The 15,610-nt window shown below is 49.8% G+C and carries 17 protein-coding genes and 1 tRNA gene; 14 read left to right on the forward strand and 4 right to left on the reverse strand.

Going from position 1 to position 15,610, the window contains the following annotated elements:
* Nucleotides 1-365: 365 nt before the first annotated feature.
* From McpCs1_RS03690 to McpCs1_RS03700, 3 genes are all read left to right on the forward strand, one after another.
* A tRNA-Pro gene (locus McpCs1_RS03690) sits at nt 366-440 on the forward strand.
* A 13-nt stretch (nt 441-453) separates the two neighbouring features.
* Nucleotides 454-1,104 (forward strand): endonuclease III, encoded by a 651-nt coding sequence (gene nth, locus McpCs1_RS03695; RefSeq protein ID WP_338095910.1) that lies wholly within the window; start codon nt 454-456, stop codon nt 1,102-1,104.
* Nucleotides 1,105-1,109: 5 nt separating this feature from the next.
* Nucleotides 1,110-2,510: an MFS transporter gene (locus McpCs1_RS03700; RefSeq protein WP_338095911.1), complete on the forward strand. Its 1,401-nt coding sequence runs from the start codon at nt 1,110-1,112 to the stop codon at nt 2,508-2,510.
* A 1-nt stretch (nt 2,511) separates the two neighbouring features.
* On the opposite strand, the gene McpCs1_RS03705 is transcribed toward McpCs1_RS03700, so the two are convergent.
* Complete coding sequence (locus McpCs1_RS03705) at nt 2,512-3,192, reverse strand: hypothetical protein (protein WP_338095912.1); 681 nt, start codon at nt 3,190-3,192, stop codon at nt 2,512-2,514.
* A gap of 130 nt (nt 3,193-3,322) precedes the next feature.
* Between McpCs1_RS03705 and McpCs1_RS03710 the strand changes: the two genes are divergently transcribed.
* The gene (locus tag McpCs1_RS03710) at nt 3,323-3,739 is read left to right on the forward strand and encodes a PaaI family thioesterase (RefSeq protein WP_338095913.1); all 417 of its coding nucleotides are present in this window, start codon (nt 3,323-3,325) and stop codon (nt 3,737-3,739) included.
* A 70-nt stretch (nt 3,740-3,809) separates the two neighbouring features.
* Here McpCs1_RS03710 and McpCs1_RS03715 read toward each other — a convergent pair whose 3' ends face one another.
* Nucleotides 3,810-4,292, reverse strand: coding sequence for a phosphopantetheine adenylyltransferase (locus McpCs1_RS03715; RefSeq protein WP_338095914.1), 483 nt, complete (start codon nt 4,290-4,292; stop codon nt 3,810-3,812).
* 149 nt (nt 4,293-4,441) lie between these two features.
* Here McpCs1_RS03715 and McpCs1_RS03720 point away from each other — a divergent pair, with 149 nt between their 5' ends.
* The 7 genes from McpCs1_RS03720 to McpCs1_RS03750 all read left to right on the forward strand — a co-directional run bounded on the left by McpCs1_RS03720 (nt 4,442) and on the right by McpCs1_RS03750 (nt 11,096).
* Entirely contained in the window at nt 4,442-5,218 is a 777-nt protein-coding gene (locus McpCs1_RS03720; protein WP_338095915.1) for an ABC transporter substrate-binding protein, read from the forward strand.
* Between the two features lie 328 nt (nt 5,219-5,546).
* Nucleotides 5,547-6,317, forward strand: coding sequence for an ABC transporter substrate-binding protein (locus McpCs1_RS03725; RefSeq protein ID WP_338095916.1), 771 nt, complete (start codon nt 5,547-5,549; stop codon nt 6,315-6,317).
* A gap of 509 nt (nt 6,318-6,826) precedes the next feature.
* A complete protein-coding gene (locus McpCs1_RS03730; protein WP_338095917.1) occupies nt 6,827-7,351 on the forward strand; it encodes a gamma carbonic anhydrase family protein in 525 nt (174 codons plus the stop codon).
* Nucleotides 7,338-8,633: an FAD-dependent oxidoreductase gene (locus McpCs1_RS03735; RefSeq protein ID WP_338095918.1), complete on the forward strand. Its 1,296-nt coding sequence runs from the start codon at nt 7,338-7,340 to the stop codon at nt 8,631-8,633. The genes McpCs1_RS03730 and McpCs1_RS03735 overlap by 14 nt, the downstream gene beginning before the upstream one ends.
* On the forward strand, nt 8,630-9,655 hold the full coding sequence (gene mtnA, locus McpCs1_RS03740) for an S-methyl-5-thioribose-1-phosphate isomerase (protein WP_338095919.1): 1,026 nt from the start codon (nt 8,630-8,632) through the stop codon (nt 9,653-9,655). Before McpCs1_RS03735 ends, mtnA begins: the two co-directional genes overlap by 4 nt.
* Nucleotides 9,656-9,659: 4 nt before the next feature.
* The gene (locus McpCs1_RS03745; RefSeq protein WP_338095920.1) at nt 9,660-10,364 is read left to right on the forward strand and encodes a DUF116 domain-containing protein; all 705 of its coding nucleotides are present in this window, start codon (nt 9,660-9,662) and stop codon (nt 10,362-10,364) included.
* Nucleotides 10,365-11,096 carry a DUF116 domain-containing protein gene (locus McpCs1_RS03750; RefSeq protein WP_338095921.1) on the forward strand — a complete coding sequence of 244 codons (732 nt, stop codon included), beginning with the start codon at nt 10,365-10,367 and terminating at the stop codon, nt 11,094-11,096.
* Between the two features lie 129 nt (nt 11,097-11,225).
* Here the strand turns inward: McpCs1_RS03750 and truD are convergent, their stop codons facing one another.
* Both truD and pth2 read right to left on the reverse strand, forming a co-directional pair.
* Nucleotides 11,226-12,497 (reverse strand): tRNA pseudouridine(13) synthase TruD, encoded by a 1,272-nt coding sequence (gene truD / locus McpCs1_RS03755; RefSeq protein WP_338095922.1) that lies wholly within the window; start codon nt 12,495-12,497, stop codon nt 11,226-11,228.
* A gap of 5 nt (nt 12,498-12,502) precedes the next feature.
* Nucleotides 12,503-12,868: a peptidyl-tRNA hydrolase Pth2 gene (gene pth2, locus McpCs1_RS03760; protein WP_338095923.1), complete on the reverse strand. Its 366-nt coding sequence runs from the start codon at nt 12,866-12,868 to the stop codon at nt 12,503-12,505.
* A gap of 267 nt (nt 12,869-13,135) precedes the next feature.
* Between pth2 and McpCs1_RS03765 the strand changes: the two genes are divergently transcribed.
* From McpCs1_RS03765 to McpCs1_RS03775, 3 genes are all read left to right on the forward strand, one after another.
* Nucleotides 13,136-14,476, forward strand: a complete 1,341-nt coding sequence (locus McpCs1_RS03765) for a hypothetical protein (protein ID WP_338095924.1) — start codon at nt 13,136-13,138, stop codon at nt 14,474-14,476.
* 197 nt (nt 14,477-14,673) lie between these two features.
* Nucleotides 14,674-15,033, forward strand: coding sequence for a hypothetical protein (locus McpCs1_RS03770; RefSeq protein WP_338095925.1), 360 nt, complete (start codon nt 14,674-14,676; stop codon nt 15,031-15,033).
* A 76-nt stretch (nt 15,034-15,109) separates the two neighbouring features.
* Nucleotides 15,110-15,604: a hypothetical protein gene (locus tag McpCs1_RS03775; RefSeq protein ID WP_338095926.1), complete on the forward strand. Its 495-nt coding sequence runs from the start codon at nt 15,110-15,112 to the stop codon at nt 15,602-15,604.
* Nucleotides 15,605-15,610: the final 6 nt, after the last annotated feature.

The raw sequence follows: 15,610 nt of genomic DNA on the forward strand, positions 1-15,610 counted from the left end.
ATTTTTTGCTTGTGAGTCGCCCACGGAAAAACGGGACGCATGCCTTCCACACGCCGCCCCGTCGTGTTTAGCTCCTCCTTTCAGGAGTCGTTTCGGCCTGCTTACCGCTTCGCGGGAACACACGGAAAAGATCACAGATAAAATCACGGAGCAGACAAGAACATCACGGAAATAAATCATGAAAAAATACTTTAATGGGATTACAATTTTCTTATTCTGTGATGTTCTTGTCTGCTCCGTGATGTTTTTTTCCGTGAAATTCCGTGCGTCCTGTTTTTTCGTGGGTGGCTCAGGAATGAAAACTCGGGCGCTGCAATTTCCTATCCTTTTTTAAGGATGCCCTGCCAATATATATTGCATCAGGCGGGGCAGTAGGGTAGCCTGGTCCATCCTAGAGCGTTTGGGACGCTTTGACCCCAGTTCGAATCTGGGCTGCCCCATTCTTTTATGAAAATGAACACTCCTGAAGCAGTAGCTATTCTTTCAGAACTTAACTGTCTGTACCCTCACACACGTGAGGAGATGAACTTCCTCAGGTTTGAAAATCCGTACCAGATTCTTATCATGACTATTCTGTCTGCCCAGACAACTGACGTTACCATCAACGGTCTGCGTGACGAACTTTTCTCCTGCTATCCAGATCCTGCATCCCTTGCCGCAGCAAGTCAGGATGAGGTCGAACGAATTATTCACCCTGCCGGCTTCTATCACACCAAAGCAAAAAATATTATCGGCACGGCAAAATGCCTGTGCGAAAACTTTGACGGCAGTGTTCCAGAAACCGTTCAGGAGCTTGTCACGCTGCCGGGCGTCGGCAGAAAAACCGCAAACATTGTGACCAACCATGCGTTTGGCAATCCTGTCGGCATCGCGGTTGACACGCATGTCGGCAGACTCGCACAAAGGATAGGTTTCTCCGACAACACCGACCCGAACAAAATTGAGATCGATCTCATGCATCTGTTCCCGAAAGAGTGGTGGGGTGAGATCAATTATCTCTTAATCAGTCACGGTCGTGCGGTCTGTACTGCGCGAAAGCCTGCATGCGAACGCTGCTGCATCAGAGAGAGTTGCCGGACCGGACGAAAATTGGGATCTGAGTGAGTGTCATGACCGAGGTTGATGTACGAACCAGACGACTGATTCTTCTTGCCGCATCTATCGGCGCATTTTTAAATCCGCTGATCGGTTCGATGATCATCCTTGCAATGCCGGAGATTGGAACTGTCTTCACCGTCTCGGCACGCGACCTTGGCTGGCTGTCCACAATTTTTATTCTCGCAAACGCCATCTTCCTTGTTCCGGCATCCCGCCTCTCCGACACGATCGGCTACAAACGATCTTATCTTATCGGCGCCGTAATTGTTGCGCTCTCCTGCGGACTCTCGGTGTTTGCCCCAAGTTACCCGGTTCTCCTCCTCCTCAGAGTCATTGCCGCATGCGGAACCTCGTTTCTGATGATCACCAGCCTTGCCATTCTCTCAAGTGTCTATCCGCTTCATCAGAGAGGAGCGGCGTTTGGCATCAACACCGCGATGGTGTATATCGGTGCGTCAGCAGGTCCCATCCTCGGCGGTTTTCTTACTGGTATGTTTGGCTGGCGGGCGGTGTTTCTCGTCATGGTGCCTCTCGCGTTCGCGGCAGCTATTCCCATGTGGAGATTCTTCCGCGACGAGATCAAAATTCCGTCGAAGGATCCGTTCGACATCAAAGGAACTCTCCTCTACGCAGCAGCAATGCTTTGTCTGATGTACGGACTTTCCACGCTGCCGGAAACACTCTCGTTCGTTCTGGCCGGTATTGGTGCAGTCATGATGGCAGTATTCATCTGGTACGAACTCAAGCTTCCCTCGCCGGTCCTGCATGTCAGGCTGTTCTTTACCAATCACCGGTTTGCCAGATCCTCATACGCTGCACTTCTCAACTATGGCTGCACGTACGGCTCGGTATTTTTCGTGAGCCTCTACCTTCAGTCGGTCGGCCAGCTCACCGCAACAGAAGCAGGCCTTATTGTTTTCTTCCAGCCGCTCATTCAGGCGATCATGACGCCGATTGCCGGAAAATTTTCCGACAGAATCGATCCACGCTATCTTGTGACACTGGGAATGCTGCTGTCAGCGGTCGGCGTCCTGCTGCTCTCCTGTCTTGCTGTCGGCACCGACCTCCACTTCATCGCAGTCACGCAGGTGTTCATCGGTCTTGGCTCTGCCTTGTTCTCAGCCCCGAACACGAACGCCATCATGAGTTCTGTTCCGCCAGCCGAGTACAGCACTGCGTCCAGCATTGTTGCGGTGATGCGGCAGGGCGGCATGATTCTTTCGATGGCAGTCTGCATGTCAACGATCTCAATTTTTGTTGGAGGAACCGACATGCTTGGCCCGTCCATGTATCCTGAATTTTTACAGGCGCTGAAAGTCTCGATGTTCTTCTGCGCAGGACTTGCCCTGATAGGTGTAGTGTTCTCCTGGTTTAGAGGGAACGCGGAAACTGCAATAAAAAAAGAAGTTTGATTTAGTCTCTGCGGAGCAGGACTACTGCTGCGACTGCACCAAGGAGACCAAGGACTGCAATTCCCATCGGGGAAGAAGTCGGGGTCGGGTTTGGCGTCAGCGGAACGTCGACAACGGTGGTCTTGCCGCTTGCGGGTGCCTCGACTGGCTTGGTTGCGGTCTGGTAACCAGCTGCGGAGACTCTGACCTGCGTTACCGGGGTTCCGGTAGAGTAGATTGCGAACTCTGCCTGACCGTCTTTGATGGTACCGTTGTAGGCAACTGCGCCAGAAACGGAGATAAGTTCAACGGTTGCGCCGTTAACGTTGGATTTAACCTGGATAACACCGCGGTCGCCGCCAATCGGCTCATCAGGAGTCAGGGTAACGGTGACCTGTGAGGTCTCGCCCTTTGCCGGCATGGTGACCGGGACTGTTGCGGTCTGGTAGCCAGGTGCTGAAACCTTCACCTGTGTGTACGGGGTTCCGGTAGTGTAGACAGAGAATTCTGTCTGGCCGTTGACGATGGTCTGCGGTGCGCTCTCGTCGCCATTGACGGAGACTAAGACTACAGTTGCACCGTCAACGTCGCAGGAGACCTGGATTACTCCGCGGTCGCCGCCAACTGCGGTGGCTGCCGAGGCTGCTCCGGCAAAGAGTGCCAGAACAACTGCGGCGATAAGGATCATAGTGATCTTTTTCATGATATTTTCCTCCTGAGTTCTTTGAGAACTTTGAGTCAATAAGTGTATCTTCTCTTATACTCCTAAAACCTTTGGTTATTCCCTGTCGAAACACAAACTCTTTTTCGTATTCCCAAGATAGAATAAGGTCATGCATCCGTATGTTGAGAAGATTGCCAGTGTCGGGGCACAGGCCAACCCGACCTTTCAGACTCTTGGTATTGAACCGGTTTCCTGGGGAGACGGAAAAGCTGTTCTGAAGATGAACGTGACTCCTGGTATTCTGAACGGCTCAGGGTTTATGCAGGGAGGATTTTATGTTATTCTTGCTGATGAGGCGATTGCTCTTGCGATTCTTGCCGAGTGTGATGCGGAGAGCGGGACTGCGACGATTTCAGAGACGACGAACTTTTTTCGGGGCGTGAATGAGGGAGTTATCTACGGGGTTGCGTATATTGTTCGGAAAGGAAGAAGAATTGTGTTTGCCGAGGGAGAGGTGCGGAAGGGATCTCCTGACGGCGAGTTACTGTCAAAAACGGTTGTGTCCTACATTGTGACGAAGGCGTAGGTTGGTCAACTCAACAGCCGTCATTATTTTGTCCACTTTTTTTGGTAGGAGTTACGCGGTGGTTCGTGTTTCAATCGCGGGTGATGAACTCTTCCTCAGCAACCGGTTTTCCGTACCGGTTTATTTCGCCGCGATAAATCCGTGTGGAGGATACGGCTTTTCCGTCTTCTGCGAGAACGCACTGAATCTGATAGAGATCGACCATGGGTTTTCCCATCTCCTTTCGTTTGCGGTTGATTTCGTTGCCGACCGGAAATGTTTCGTAGCTGACGACAAGAGCGTCGAAGTCCTGAGTTAAGGCACTGCCGTACTGATCGTAGAGCGGTTCAATTTCATACGTTGCGGCGAACTTCTGCTTCTTAATCCATGCGGTAAGTTCGGCGAACCGCACTTCGTAACTCCTGACCGGATGCTGTTTTCGCGCAGCAAACGGATCAGCAGAAAGACCGAGTACTACATGGCCTCCGCTGCCCGCGGTCATGAACGCCCGCCGCAGCAGCAGCTGGTGTCCGATGTGGAGGGGATCAAATGTCCCGCCAACCATGACTTTCATCTGAGGTTTTGGTATGGGCTGCGAAAAGAAAAGGATGTTGGTACTTCTGACAATTTTTTTTGAAACGCGAATCGCATGCCTGCGGCCTGCGATTCGCGTTTCGAAATATTCGGAATATTTTTTTATCCGCTCGGACCGTAACTGATACCATGAGAAAGCATGTTGTGTGTGGAATCCTCTGCTTCTGCCTGATCGCCACTGTGGTGATCTCCGGATGCATCGGAGTCCCTGATGCTGAAAAGAAACTGATCGTTGTTGGTATCGGAGAAAATAATCCCCCGTACGGATATCCTGATGCAAACGAAACCTATGTCGGTCTTGATGTGGAGTCCATCGAATGGATCGCCAAACAAAACGGCTATGACGTTGCCTACCTGGGCCTGCCCTGGACTGGCATCGTCGAGAATGTCGCCAACGGAACGGTTGACATCCTCTACTGCGGTCTCACCATCACCCCTGAGCGAAGTGAGATCGTTGACTTCAGCGACCCCTACATGATCGTGAACTTTGCAATTGCTGTTCTGCCGAACTCCTCACTGACCAAAGAGGATGTTCTCTCCGGCAATGTTTCCATCAGCACGCAAACTGACGGAACCTCTCATGTATGGACCGAGAAAAATCTCAATGAGACCGGCATTCTTGCTGAGGGAAACCTCAGGCCGCAGGCAACGATTGATGATGCATTCGTGATGCTTGCTGAGGGAAAATGTGACGCAATAATCTATGATGAAGTCACCGTGAACTCGTATGTTGCACGAGGGCTTGCAAAGAATATCGGTGTGATTGAAGTCAACGAGCTCTACGGCGTAGCAGTCCGCAAAGGAGACAACGAAACTCTGCAGATGATCAACAAAGGTATTGCGGATCTTCAGGCTTCCCCCAAATGGCAGGAACTGCTGGACAAGTACGGTGTTGTTCTCTCCTGAACATCTGGTATCCGCTCTGTTCACAAGGTCTGAAATGTTTCAGACTTTCTGAGCAGAATTTTGTGATGCCACAAAAAAGATTTAGTCCGTTTTTTTTCTGAAAAAAGTGAGCGAGTAAATGGTGAACGTGGCTTCGCGGTTTCCTTTTCTCATCATGCCCACTCACCGCTTGCCCACTTACTTTTTTCGAAAAAAACGAATAAATTTTTTTGTGGGAATACATCTGAGCAGAATTTTTTTGTCTTTGGTTGTATTCGAAACAGCCGCAAAAAACATTCCATTTTTTTCTGAGAATATTTTTTTATTCCCTTGAACCGTAATTGATATCATGAGAAAGCATGTTGTGTGTGGAATCCTCTGCTTCTGTTTGATCGTCGCTGTGGTTGCCTCCGGATGTATCGGAACTCCTGCTGAAAAAAAATTGATCGTAGGCATCGGAGAAAATTATCCGCCGTACGGATATCCTGATACAAACGGCACGTATGTCGGTCTCGACGTTGAGTCCATGCAGTGGATTGCCGATCAGAACGGTTTTGATATTGCATACACGGCACTGCCCTGGACCAACATCGTCGATAATGTTGCTGACGGGACGGTGGACATCATCTACTGCGGCCTCACTATCACCCCTGAGCGAAGCGAGATCGTTGACTTCAGTAATCCTTACCTGTCCGTGAACATCGCCGTTGCTGTTCTGCCGAACTCTTCCCTGACGAAAGAGGATGTCCTCTCCGGCAACGCGTCGGTCACCACGCAAAAAGGCGGAACCTCGTATGCATGGACCGAGAAGAATCTGAATGAAACCGGCATCCTTGGTGAGGGGGCCTTCATGCCGCAGGCAACGATTAATGACGCATTTGCAATGCTTGCTGACGGAACATGTGACGCGGTAATCTATGATGAGATTACGGTGAACTCGTACGTCGCACGAGGGGTTGCGAAAAAAATCGGTGTGATTGAAGTCAACGACCCCTACGGCGTTGCTGTCCGCAAAGGAGACAACGAAACCTTACAGATGATCAACAAAGGCATTGCTGATCTTCAGGCTTCCTCCAAATGGCAGGAACTGCTGGACAAGTACGGTGTAATTCTCTCCTGAACATCAAGCACCGATTTTTTTCTTTTTTTATAGGAGTTACGCTATGATGAGTTTCATTGTTGGGGATTATTCTGTAGGTGGTCTCGTTTGGAGTAACCACGGAACACACTGAGCACACGGAATTCCACGGAAAAAACACAGAATACCGCTTCGCTTACGGAAAACACGGAAAGCCTAAGTGTACGAGTATTGTTATATGTCATCGTTTTGAGATGCAAACTTCCTTGGTCTTTCCGTGTTTTCCGTAAGCGAAGCGGTATTCTGTGTTTTTTCCGTGGAATTCCGTGTGTTCAGTGTGTTCCGTGGTTGCCCCAAATAAAACCAAGGACCGAGAATCCCTTTTCCTTATGCTATTTCATACCGCGTAATTCCAATTTTAAAATCCCGTACTAACTCGTTTGCTTTCAGAAAACACACCCTCATTGTTTTTTGCGCAATTTCCGAATACCGATGCACCACATCTCCGAACGAAATCCTGATAACTTGTCGCATTGAACTATAGTACCACTATGGATATCAGCGAAGGCCTCCCGAAACTTACCAGCGGCGGTAAGAGGGGAGAGCGGACCTTCGTCGCTCCGAACGCGACGATTGCAGGCGACGTCACTTTGGGAGACGACGTCACCGTTCTGTTCGGTGCAGTCCTCAGGGCAGACATGGCGAAAATAACGATTGGCAGCAGATCCAATGTACAGGACAACGCCGTGATCCACGAAAGCATCGGTCATCCGGTAACCATCGGCAAAAACGTCTCCATCGGTCACGGCGCAATCATTCACGGCTGCACCATCGAAGACGACTGTCTGATTGGTATGGGCGCAATCATTCTCAACGGTGCTGTGATCGGCAAAGGCTCGCTCGTTGCCGCAGGAGCACTTGTCTCGGAACGAAAAATAATTCCGCCGAACTCACTCGTCATGGGAGTTCCCGGCAAAGTCGGCAGGGAACTCACTCCCGAAGAGGCTGCCGGCAACCTCAAAAATGCCGAAACGTATGTTGCAGTCGGCAGGAGATACCGCAATGAGTGGAACTGACGTCGTCGTAATTGGGGCTGGAGTTGCCGGCATTCAGGCGGCAATGGATGTCGCCAACCACAACATCCATGTCTGGCTCGTCGAACGCGAGCCAACCATTGGCGGCCACATGGGAATGCTGGATAAAACATTTCCGACCAACGACTGTTCGATGTGCATCCTCTCGCCGAAGATGGCCGAGGTCGGGAGACACCCGAACATCACTCTCCTCACGCTTTCGGAAGTCGAAAAAATCGAAGGAACCGTAGGCGACTTCACGGTCAGCATCACCAAATATCCCCGCTATATCCGCGAGGCTGACTGTACCGGATGCGGCGACTGCACCAACATCTGTCCGGTCGAAGTCTACAATAAATTCGATGCAGGAGTTGGCGTCAGAAAAGCCATTTACAAACCCCATGCCCAGGTCGTACCAAACTGGGCGGTCAAAGATAATCTTCACTGCATCGAGTGCGGACTCTGTTACGAAGTCTGCGGCAAAAACGCTGTGCTGCATACTGACGAAGACGCTGTGCAGACGATTACCGTCAACGCGGCTGCGGTCGTGATTGCAACCGGCTACACCCTCTTTGACGCAGAAAAGAAACAACAGTTCGGCTATCTGCGTTATCCTGACGTCATCACCAGCATCGAGTTCGAGCGGATGATCAATGCCGGAGGACCGACACTCGGCGAAGTCCGCCGCATGTCGAATGGTGAGAGACCGAACTCGGTCGTTTTCGTCCAGTGTGTCGGCAGCCGCGACATCTCAATCGGCAGAAACTACTGTTCCTGCGTCTGCTGCATGTATGCACTGAAGAACTCCATGCTCATCAAAGAACATTATCCGGACACCGAAGTCACTATATTATACAACGACCTTCGTGCGTACGGCAAAGGCTACGAAGAGTACGCAGAGCGTGCAAAACAGATGGGTATCAACATCGTTCGTGCATTCCCTGGCGAGATCCAGCAGACGAGATCAAATCTCGTTCTTCCCATTGAAGACACCGAGACCGGCGAGTTCAAAAATCTTGAAGCAGACTTAGTCGTCCTCTCGGTTGGAATGGAGCCGCTCCCTGACACCATTCATCTCGCAAAATCTCTCGGACTTCCGCTGGACGACAACAACTTCCTCTCCTGTGCCGACATGAAACTCAATCCTGCCGGAACGATTCGTCCGGGCATCTACATCGCAGGTGCCGCAGTCGCTCCAAAAGATATCCCTGACTCCGTCATCTCCGGCGGAGCTGCCGCGATGAAGGCAACAATTGACTCCTACTCTTCGGAGGAGAAACCATGACGAGCGATACAAAAACAATCTGGTGGAACGATGAGAACAACTCGATCATGATGATCGACCAGACGAAACTTCCAGTTGAGTTCGTGGTCATTGAGGTGAAGACGGTTGAACGACTCGCCGACGCAATCCGCAGACTCGAAGTCCGGGGAGCTCCGGCTCTCGGCGTTGCAGGAGCTTTCGGTGTTGCGTTATCTGCAGTTTCCTGCACCTCTGACGTTGAGTTTGCCGAGACGGTTGCAAGCGACGCGGCTCTGTTGAAAAGTACCAGACCGACTGCGGTGAACCTTGCATGGGGCATTGACAAAGTGCTGCGGTCGATGGAAAATCTTCCGCCCGAGATGGCAAGGTTCCTTGCGATCACTGTCGCGAAAACTATCGCGGCTGAAGATGAGAAGTGCTGCATGCAGCTTGGCCGCAACGGGGCAGCACTTCTTCCGCAGATCGGAACAGTGCTTACTCACTGCAATGCAGGAGCGCTTGCCTGTTCAACTTGGGGAACAGCGCTCGGCGTGATCCGTTCAGCTCACAAGATGGGCAAAAAGATCTCAGTTGTCTCCTGCGAAACGCGTCCTCTCCTGCAGGGAGCACGCCTGACCGCATGGGAGCTGCATCATGACAACATTCCGGTTACCTCGATCATCGACTCGGAAGCTGCGTATCTGATGCGGAAGGGAAAGATCGACTGCGTTGTGGTGGGTGCCGACCGGATCACGAAGGATGCGGTGTTCAACAAAATCGGAACCTACATGCATGCGGTCTGTGCGAAACATCACAACATTCCGTTTTATGTCGCAGCTCCGGTCTCGACGTTTGACGTGAACGCGAGTGAATCTGATATTATTGTTGAGGAGCGAGCACGCGACGAAGTTGCGGCATTCTGGGGAAAACAGACTGTGCCCGAAGGAGTTCCGGTCATCAACTATGCATTTGATGCAACACCGCTCACGCTCGTGACCGGCATCATCACGGAGGTTGGCGTTCTGTATCCTCCCTACGACTTCTCGACCCTGAGGCAGATGTAAGTCTATGCCGGTCACCCTTCCCATCTCCATTTTTGGTCATCCGTACTGGGATTCGCTGGCTCTGATGATTGGTCAGGCAGCGCTGCTGATCTTTTTCGTCTGGTTTGCTCTGGTAGTGATTACGGTCCTGCTGTTTGTCGTGTCGATCCGGAAGAAACATCTCTACTGCCCCTGGCTTCTCCGGCCTGCGTATCTTCTGCTGAAAGGGGCGGTTCGGACCGGATGCCGGATGTTTGGCATCGATGATACCGAGATAACCACGGTTCTGATCAGGCTTGAGAACGATGTGAACCGCGACGAGTTCGCATCCGTTCCGGTGCAGGAACGTGCGGTGTTTCTTCCACACTGTCTGCGGTCAGCGAAGTGTCCGGCCCACTTGACACCGCTTGGCATCAAGTGTCTTGACTGCGACCGGTGCGGGCTTGGGATGGCGACGAATGCGTTGACTGACGCTGGGTATCTGGTGTTTATTGTGCCGGGATCGACCTACATCAAGCGACTTCTGAAGCGGTTTCATCCTCGTGCAATGATTGGCGTTGGGTGTCTGATGGAGATCAAGCAGTTTCAGGAGATGGCAAGAAAGATTGAGATGACGGCGATGGGTGTTGTGATGAAGTCGGACGGCTGTGTTGAGACTACTCTTGAATGGGACGAGCTGTTTGAGGTTGCATCGATCGGGCTCGAGAAGCCGGTTGTCGGGAGGAAGTAGATGCCTGTTACGCTGCCGTTTGAGATGACGTTGTTCAACAGTCCGTTCTGGGATAATTTTGCGCTGCTGGTCGGACAGATTCTTCTGATTCTGATTATTGTCTGGATCGTGTTTGTGATTGCGATGGTTGCGTTGATTGTTCTTTCAATCAAACGCAAGCATCTCTACTTCCCGATGCTGCTCAGACCGGTCCTCGCGTTTACGGAAGGAGCGGTTGCGACCGGCTGTCAGGTTCTCGGTGTTGATGCAACGCAGCTGATGGAATTCTTGATCAAGATCGATAATGATGTGAACACCACTGCGTTTGCGGCTGTTCCGGTTGAGAACCGCGCGGTCTTTTTCCCGCAGTGTCTGCGGTCTTCCAACTGTCCTGCCCGTCTTACGCCGGACGGGCTGAAGTGTGTTTCGTGTGGCAGGTGTGGTCTGGGCTCCGTCATCCCGCCTCTGGAGGAGGCAGGATACAAGACGTTTTTGATTCCGGGCTCCACGTTCATCAAGCGGATGGTGAAGAAGTACCGGCCTCAGGCGATGATCGGGGTCGGTTGTATTCTTGAGGTGAAGGAGGGTCTTGAGATGGGGAAGCGTATCTCGATGATCACGCTTGGTGTGGTGACCAAGACTGACGGCTGTGTTGAGACGACGATGGACTGGGATGAGCTGCTTGAGGTTGCGTCGATCGGACTGCCTGAACCGATCGTGCGGCGTGAACCTGAGGCGAAATCTGATCAGTAATTTTTTTTCGGGATACCCGACGCAATTTTTTGAAACACGAACCACACGAAGAAAAAATTCATTACGATAACTGCTGTCAATTGGCTCCGAGCGGAACACTGCTTTTTTACGATTTTATAAAAAAATAGTTCAGACCATCTGCTCAGGCGAGCCCTGCATGTACTCGCGGCAGACGGTTGTTGCATAATGGCCAGGCGGAAGCGTAAACATCAGCGTGACATCACTCCCTGCGACCGAGTACTCGATCTCGGTATGGAGCGTAATTTTTCTGTGGGCTCCGTCGAAGTTTGTTCCGGTAAATGCGGCAGCGTCGGCAAAACTTTGCATGGTGACGTTGTCTGTCTTCATCAGCGAAAACATTTCCTCTTCCATTGGTCCCGGAGTCACGGGAAGTGTTGCGCCCGGCATCCATGCGGCGACCGCACACCGACCGCGTTTCATATGCTGACGGGCGGTTGCGATATTTTTCTCGGTCACGGTATCGATGCGGTCGTTCGTGAAGATGAGATGTTCGCCTACCGCTGCGTCTTCGAGAGGCACGCCTCTCGCACAGCGTGCGGAGAGTGCCGAGTTGAAGAGCCAGGACTGGTACGCGGAGACAAACATGGAGAGAAGTTTGGGCGGCATCGCCTGAAGGGCACGCCCGTAGTCGCCCGGCTGCTTCATGAGCGAGTCGAGCATGATGCGTTCGTAGGAGAGCTGGACCGGAAGGTCATGGAGAGCTGCTTTTGCGTCACCGGTCTCGGCGAAGGCACGCCGTGCGGCTTTGACTTCGTCGGACTCCCGCGGGAACACATCGCCGACGTACATTTTCACCGCTTCCTCGTACTCGCCGCGAAGAATGTGAAGGCCGACGCGATGCGTGACCGGCTTTAGTGCGCCGAATCGCTGGATTCCATAGTAGTTGGGGATGCCGGACTCAAGGATGTCTTTGGTGATCGCTTCAACGCGGGCGGTGAGGTCTTCGGCCTCACAGCCGCGAAGTGTTATGGTGAAGCGGTTTCCTTCAAGACTACCGAGACCGAGGGAGAACTGGTGATGAGTTATCGGTTCAAGCGTGATGTCTTTGATGGCAACTTTGGCGAGGTCTTCTTCGGTGACGTCATAGAGGGAGATGTACTGGGTGGTGACTGCGTTGCGGTCTTTGGTTCCTCCCCAGGCAAGCCGTTTCGGACTGATCCCGAGGCGTTTGGTGATCTCCCGCATGGCATGCTGGTGTTCCCATGATCGTTTGGTAAGTTTTACGATGAGGTAGGGGCCGGTGCCGGTAAATTTTATCGGCAGTTCTTCGACGATGAAGTCTTCGGGGCTGCTTCTGAGAACGCCTCCGATGCCTTTGGCATCGGTTGCGTAATAATTCATGCCGAGGGACTGTTCGAGTGGGTAGGCGGATGGTTTCATGATTGTTAGAGAAGCGGGAGACCGCCGGTGATTTTGTCGATGAGTTCAGCTTTGGCAGGGCCGATGCCAAGAGCGGTGACGGTTCCGGGCGGTATTTCGGTGTAGCCTGCGTCGATAATTAAGGAGACGGGAATTCCCTGTATTTCAGCGGTTGCTTTGAGTTCATAGAGTGCCCGTTCGCTCACAGCTTTGAGTGCTACTTTTTTCTGGCCTTCCCGCATCCATGCTTTTTTGTCAAGGAGTGAGGCTTTTTCGTAGGCTCCTATTGAGGCATGGGCTGCCTGGGCACACATTTTGCCGCAGCTGAGTTTGAGATCGGTTCTGAGGATGAGGCATTGTTTGTATTTGAAGACTTCTTCGCCGCCAGTCATTGCTGAGATAGATTGGACGGGAGGGAGGATAAAGAGAGTGGGAATGGGGGATGAACAAAAGTAACCCATCACACTTTGGTCAGACTATTCATAACGAATGCCGCATCATAAATTCAATTGTAAATTAAAATTCATGTATGTAATTTTTCTAATTGGAGATATTAGTACGTCAATTGGTTTACAAGATATGATCATTCTAAAGTAGGACTGTTTCAAATTGAATTCACAGTATCCTATTCTATTGATATGGTCAGGAATGAAAGTAACATGATTGGAAAACACCGAGTAAAACTCATTATGATCATCTCAATGATTGTGATAATGAGTATTGTAATACCATCTGCCTCAGCAGAGTATTTCGCAGAACAAAATACCATGACCAATGAGAATGTCATACAAATGGTCCCATTGCCTACCCCCACATTAATTTCAACACAAAATGTTCTGGCATTGAATGATGATAAAAAATATCCTATTCACATCACGGATTTAGAGGAATATGTATCTTCATGGAATGAAAAAATGGATTGGAATATGTCTCATATTTTGATTTCCGAAACAGTGAAAAAATTGGAAAATTCACCAGCTACTTTATCTGTGTTGAACAAAGATGAGGATGGTTTTTTTATTTCAGATTACGAGACTTTTAAAATAGTTTTATCTCAGGAACTCGGCCTTAACCCTGAACAGACAGATCAATTTGTCGAAAAAACAACTCAGGAGCGCCGAATCAAAGATGAACTTCTTCAGCAAAATGCTTTGGAATCACTATCATTACTTAGAATAAATGCGATGCCAAATCGTGTTAATCCAGTTACCCACTCGGCACCATACGCTTATGGCAAAGTGTACTATCTGTATATATTTACAGATTTTGACCAGAGTCCGAGCCAGTATAAATGGACTCAGGAAAAGATAAATACGGTATTAGGTGATGCATATGTGGGAACACATGCTATCACATATGCTGCTCCATCAAGTGCACGTATGTCCAACGATGGGGGGTATTATTGGATAAGTGTATCTGGAAGTAACCCCGGTCCAGATGATCCAAACGGATATAGGCCAGGAGGTTGGATGGAACGGGCACTTTCCAAAGTTGGTTTCGCAAATTTAGGTTCAGATCAATATATTATTGATGATGTAGCTAGATCTATCAAGGCTCAAACAAATTCCGATTCAGTCATTGTTATGTATTTCACACCAGACGTATATCCGGGATATGCAGTGCCGCTTGAATCAGGTGTATATGGTGAGAGAGCGGTCGTCGCTTATTGGGAAGAAACACCATCTTCTGGTGGCAGTATCCAAGCTAGGGATACTACGTACCAGCATGAAGTACTTCATTTATTCGGGGCCCTTGATGAATATCAGAGTTCCAATTCAGCATACCTTGATTACAGTTATCGTGCCGTGAGTCCAATGAATAGATGGTATCGCAACACAAACTTTCATACACTTAATGAACCGCATGATCACAACAGTGTAATGTGTAATCATAGACAGTCCAGTACTATCGGTGACTCAACAAGGAAGTTTATCGGTTGGGGAGATCATGATGGAAATGGTGTAATTGATCTATTCGACCCATTTGATCAGAATAATTGAGGTAACAAAATATGCCAAATGATTGCTTACATTGTCGGAAAACACTCTTATTTTTAGTGATTATACTTATTGCCATTATTATTGGAAGTTGTGTCTATAGTATATTTGGAGGAACAGCTCCTGATGATAAAAACGATTCATCTCTCTCCTCCGAAAATAATTCCAGTTCCCTTTTTGTTCACTGGCAGGATCTCACCATGGAAAAAATAGGAACACGAACCGTGACTGAAGAGTACATGATCTCTTTTATCACCAAATGGAATGATATACGAAATTGGGGTGCATCAGATGCGGAAATTCTCAGTGCAGTCCAGACTCTGGAAATGATTGCCAGGAAAGCAAATACTTCCAATGAACCAACACCATTCATCCGGTTGGGAAGAGAGGAGTGGGACGAGTATGAGTATGCCATCGATCACATGCCGAAATTTTGTGCGGCGGTTGCCATATTACTGGGACAACCGGAAGCAGAAGTTATCGCGTTCCCTGATGCAGTTAGCATTGATGAGTGGGAGGAGAGGTTTGGATGCAGAAACAGTACCAGTCCAAACTGTTAATTTTTGATCACCAGTAATCACACTTTGGTCAATCTCTTTATGATGTCTTGCGGAAAAAGATACTACCAAGATATCTATGTCCCGCAGTACCGTCGCAATGACTGTTGTCACTCTCATCTGTTTTTCTGTTGCGATCATTTTCCTCGGGCTTGCCACATTGTACGCAGAACCGGACGGGCTCAGTGTTGTCTCTCACGGTCTTCATATTTTACCGGAAAATTCTGCTGAGCTGAAAGAAAAAATGGAAAAACTTGCCGGAGAAAATTATCAGTACTGGCTTGCTACCGATTACTATGATGATGTCCGTGGTAAATTATTCGGAACGGTAGTCACGATAAACTATCCAACACCTATCGATATCACGTGGACGGAGTATCAGTATACAACAGACTCTGATCAGGAAACTACTCCCGTTACCGTGAATAAGATCATCGCAATCATCCCTGACAACTCAGATGAGTATCGCCTTATTGTGTATCGTCCATCTTCCGAAACCGAACACTCCAATCCAAGTGTCTATGTATTTCGCATGCTGCCTGATCAGGCAAACGAACTGCTGGAACTGATCTGACTTGAA

Origin of the sequence: Methanorbis rubei (genome assembly GCF_032714495.1) — an archaeon.
GTDB lineage: Archaea > Halobacteriota > Methanomicrobia > Methanomicrobiales > Methanocorpusculaceae > Methanocorpusculum > Methanocorpusculum rubei.

Coding starts and splice junctions, on each gene's coding strand:
- nth (WP_338095910.1), top strand. CDS start 454: ATGAACACTCCTGAAGCAGTAGCTATTCTTTCAGAACTTAACTGTCTG.
- McpCs1_RS03700 (WP_338095911.1), top strand. CDS start 1,110: ATGACCGAGGTTGATGTACGAACCAGACGACTGATTCTTCTTGCCGCA.
- McpCs1_RS03705 (WP_338095912.1), bottom strand. CDS start 3,192: ATGAAAAAGATCACTATGATCCTTATCGCCGCAGTTGTTCTGGCACTC.
- McpCs1_RS03710 (WP_338095913.1), top strand. CDS start 3,323: ATGCATCCGTATGTTGAGAAGATTGCCAGTGTCGGGGCACAGGCCAAC.
- McpCs1_RS03715 (WP_338095914.1), bottom strand. CDS start 4,292: ATGAAAGTCATGGTTGGCGGGACATTTGATCCCCTCCACATCGGACAC.
- McpCs1_RS03720 (WP_338095915.1), top strand. CDS start 4,442: ATGAGAAAGCATGTTGTGTGTGGAATCCTCTGCTTCTGCCTGATCGCC.
- McpCs1_RS03725 (WP_338095916.1), top strand. CDS start 5,547: ATGAGAAAGCATGTTGTGTGTGGAATCCTCTGCTTCTGTTTGATCGTC.
- McpCs1_RS03730 (WP_338095917.1), top strand. CDS start 6,827: ATGGATATCAGCGAAGGCCTCCCGAAACTTACCAGCGGCGGTAAGAGG.
- McpCs1_RS03735 (WP_338095918.1), top strand. CDS start 7,338: ATGAGTGGAACTGACGTCGTCGTAATTGGGGCTGGAGTTGCCGGCATT.
- mtnA (WP_338095919.1), top strand. CDS start 8,630: ATGACGAGCGATACAAAAACAATCTGGTGGAACGATGAGAACAACTCG.
- McpCs1_RS03745 (WP_338095920.1), top strand. CDS start 9,660: ATGCCGGTCACCCTTCCCATCTCCATTTTTGGTCATCCGTACTGGGAT.
- McpCs1_RS03750 (WP_338095921.1), top strand. CDS start 10,365: ATGCCTGTTACGCTGCCGTTTGAGATGACGTTGTTCAACAGTCCGTTC.
- truD (WP_338095922.1), bottom strand. CDS start 12,497: ATGAAACCATCCGCCTACCCACTCGAACAGTCCCTCGGCATGAATTAT.
- pth2 (WP_338095923.1), bottom strand. CDS start 12,868: ATGACTGGCGGCGAAGAAGTCTTCAAATACAAACAATGCCTCATCCTC.
- McpCs1_RS03765 (WP_338095924.1), top strand. CDS start 13,136: ATGATTGGAAAACACCGAGTAAAACTCATTATGATCATCTCAATGATT.
- McpCs1_RS03770 (WP_338095925.1), top strand. CDS start 14,674: ATGGAAAAAATAGGAACACGAACCGTGACTGAAGAGTACATGATCTCT.
- McpCs1_RS03775 (WP_338095926.1), top strand. CDS start 15,110: ATGTCCCGCAGTACCGTCGCAATGACTGTTGTCACTCTCATCTGTTTT.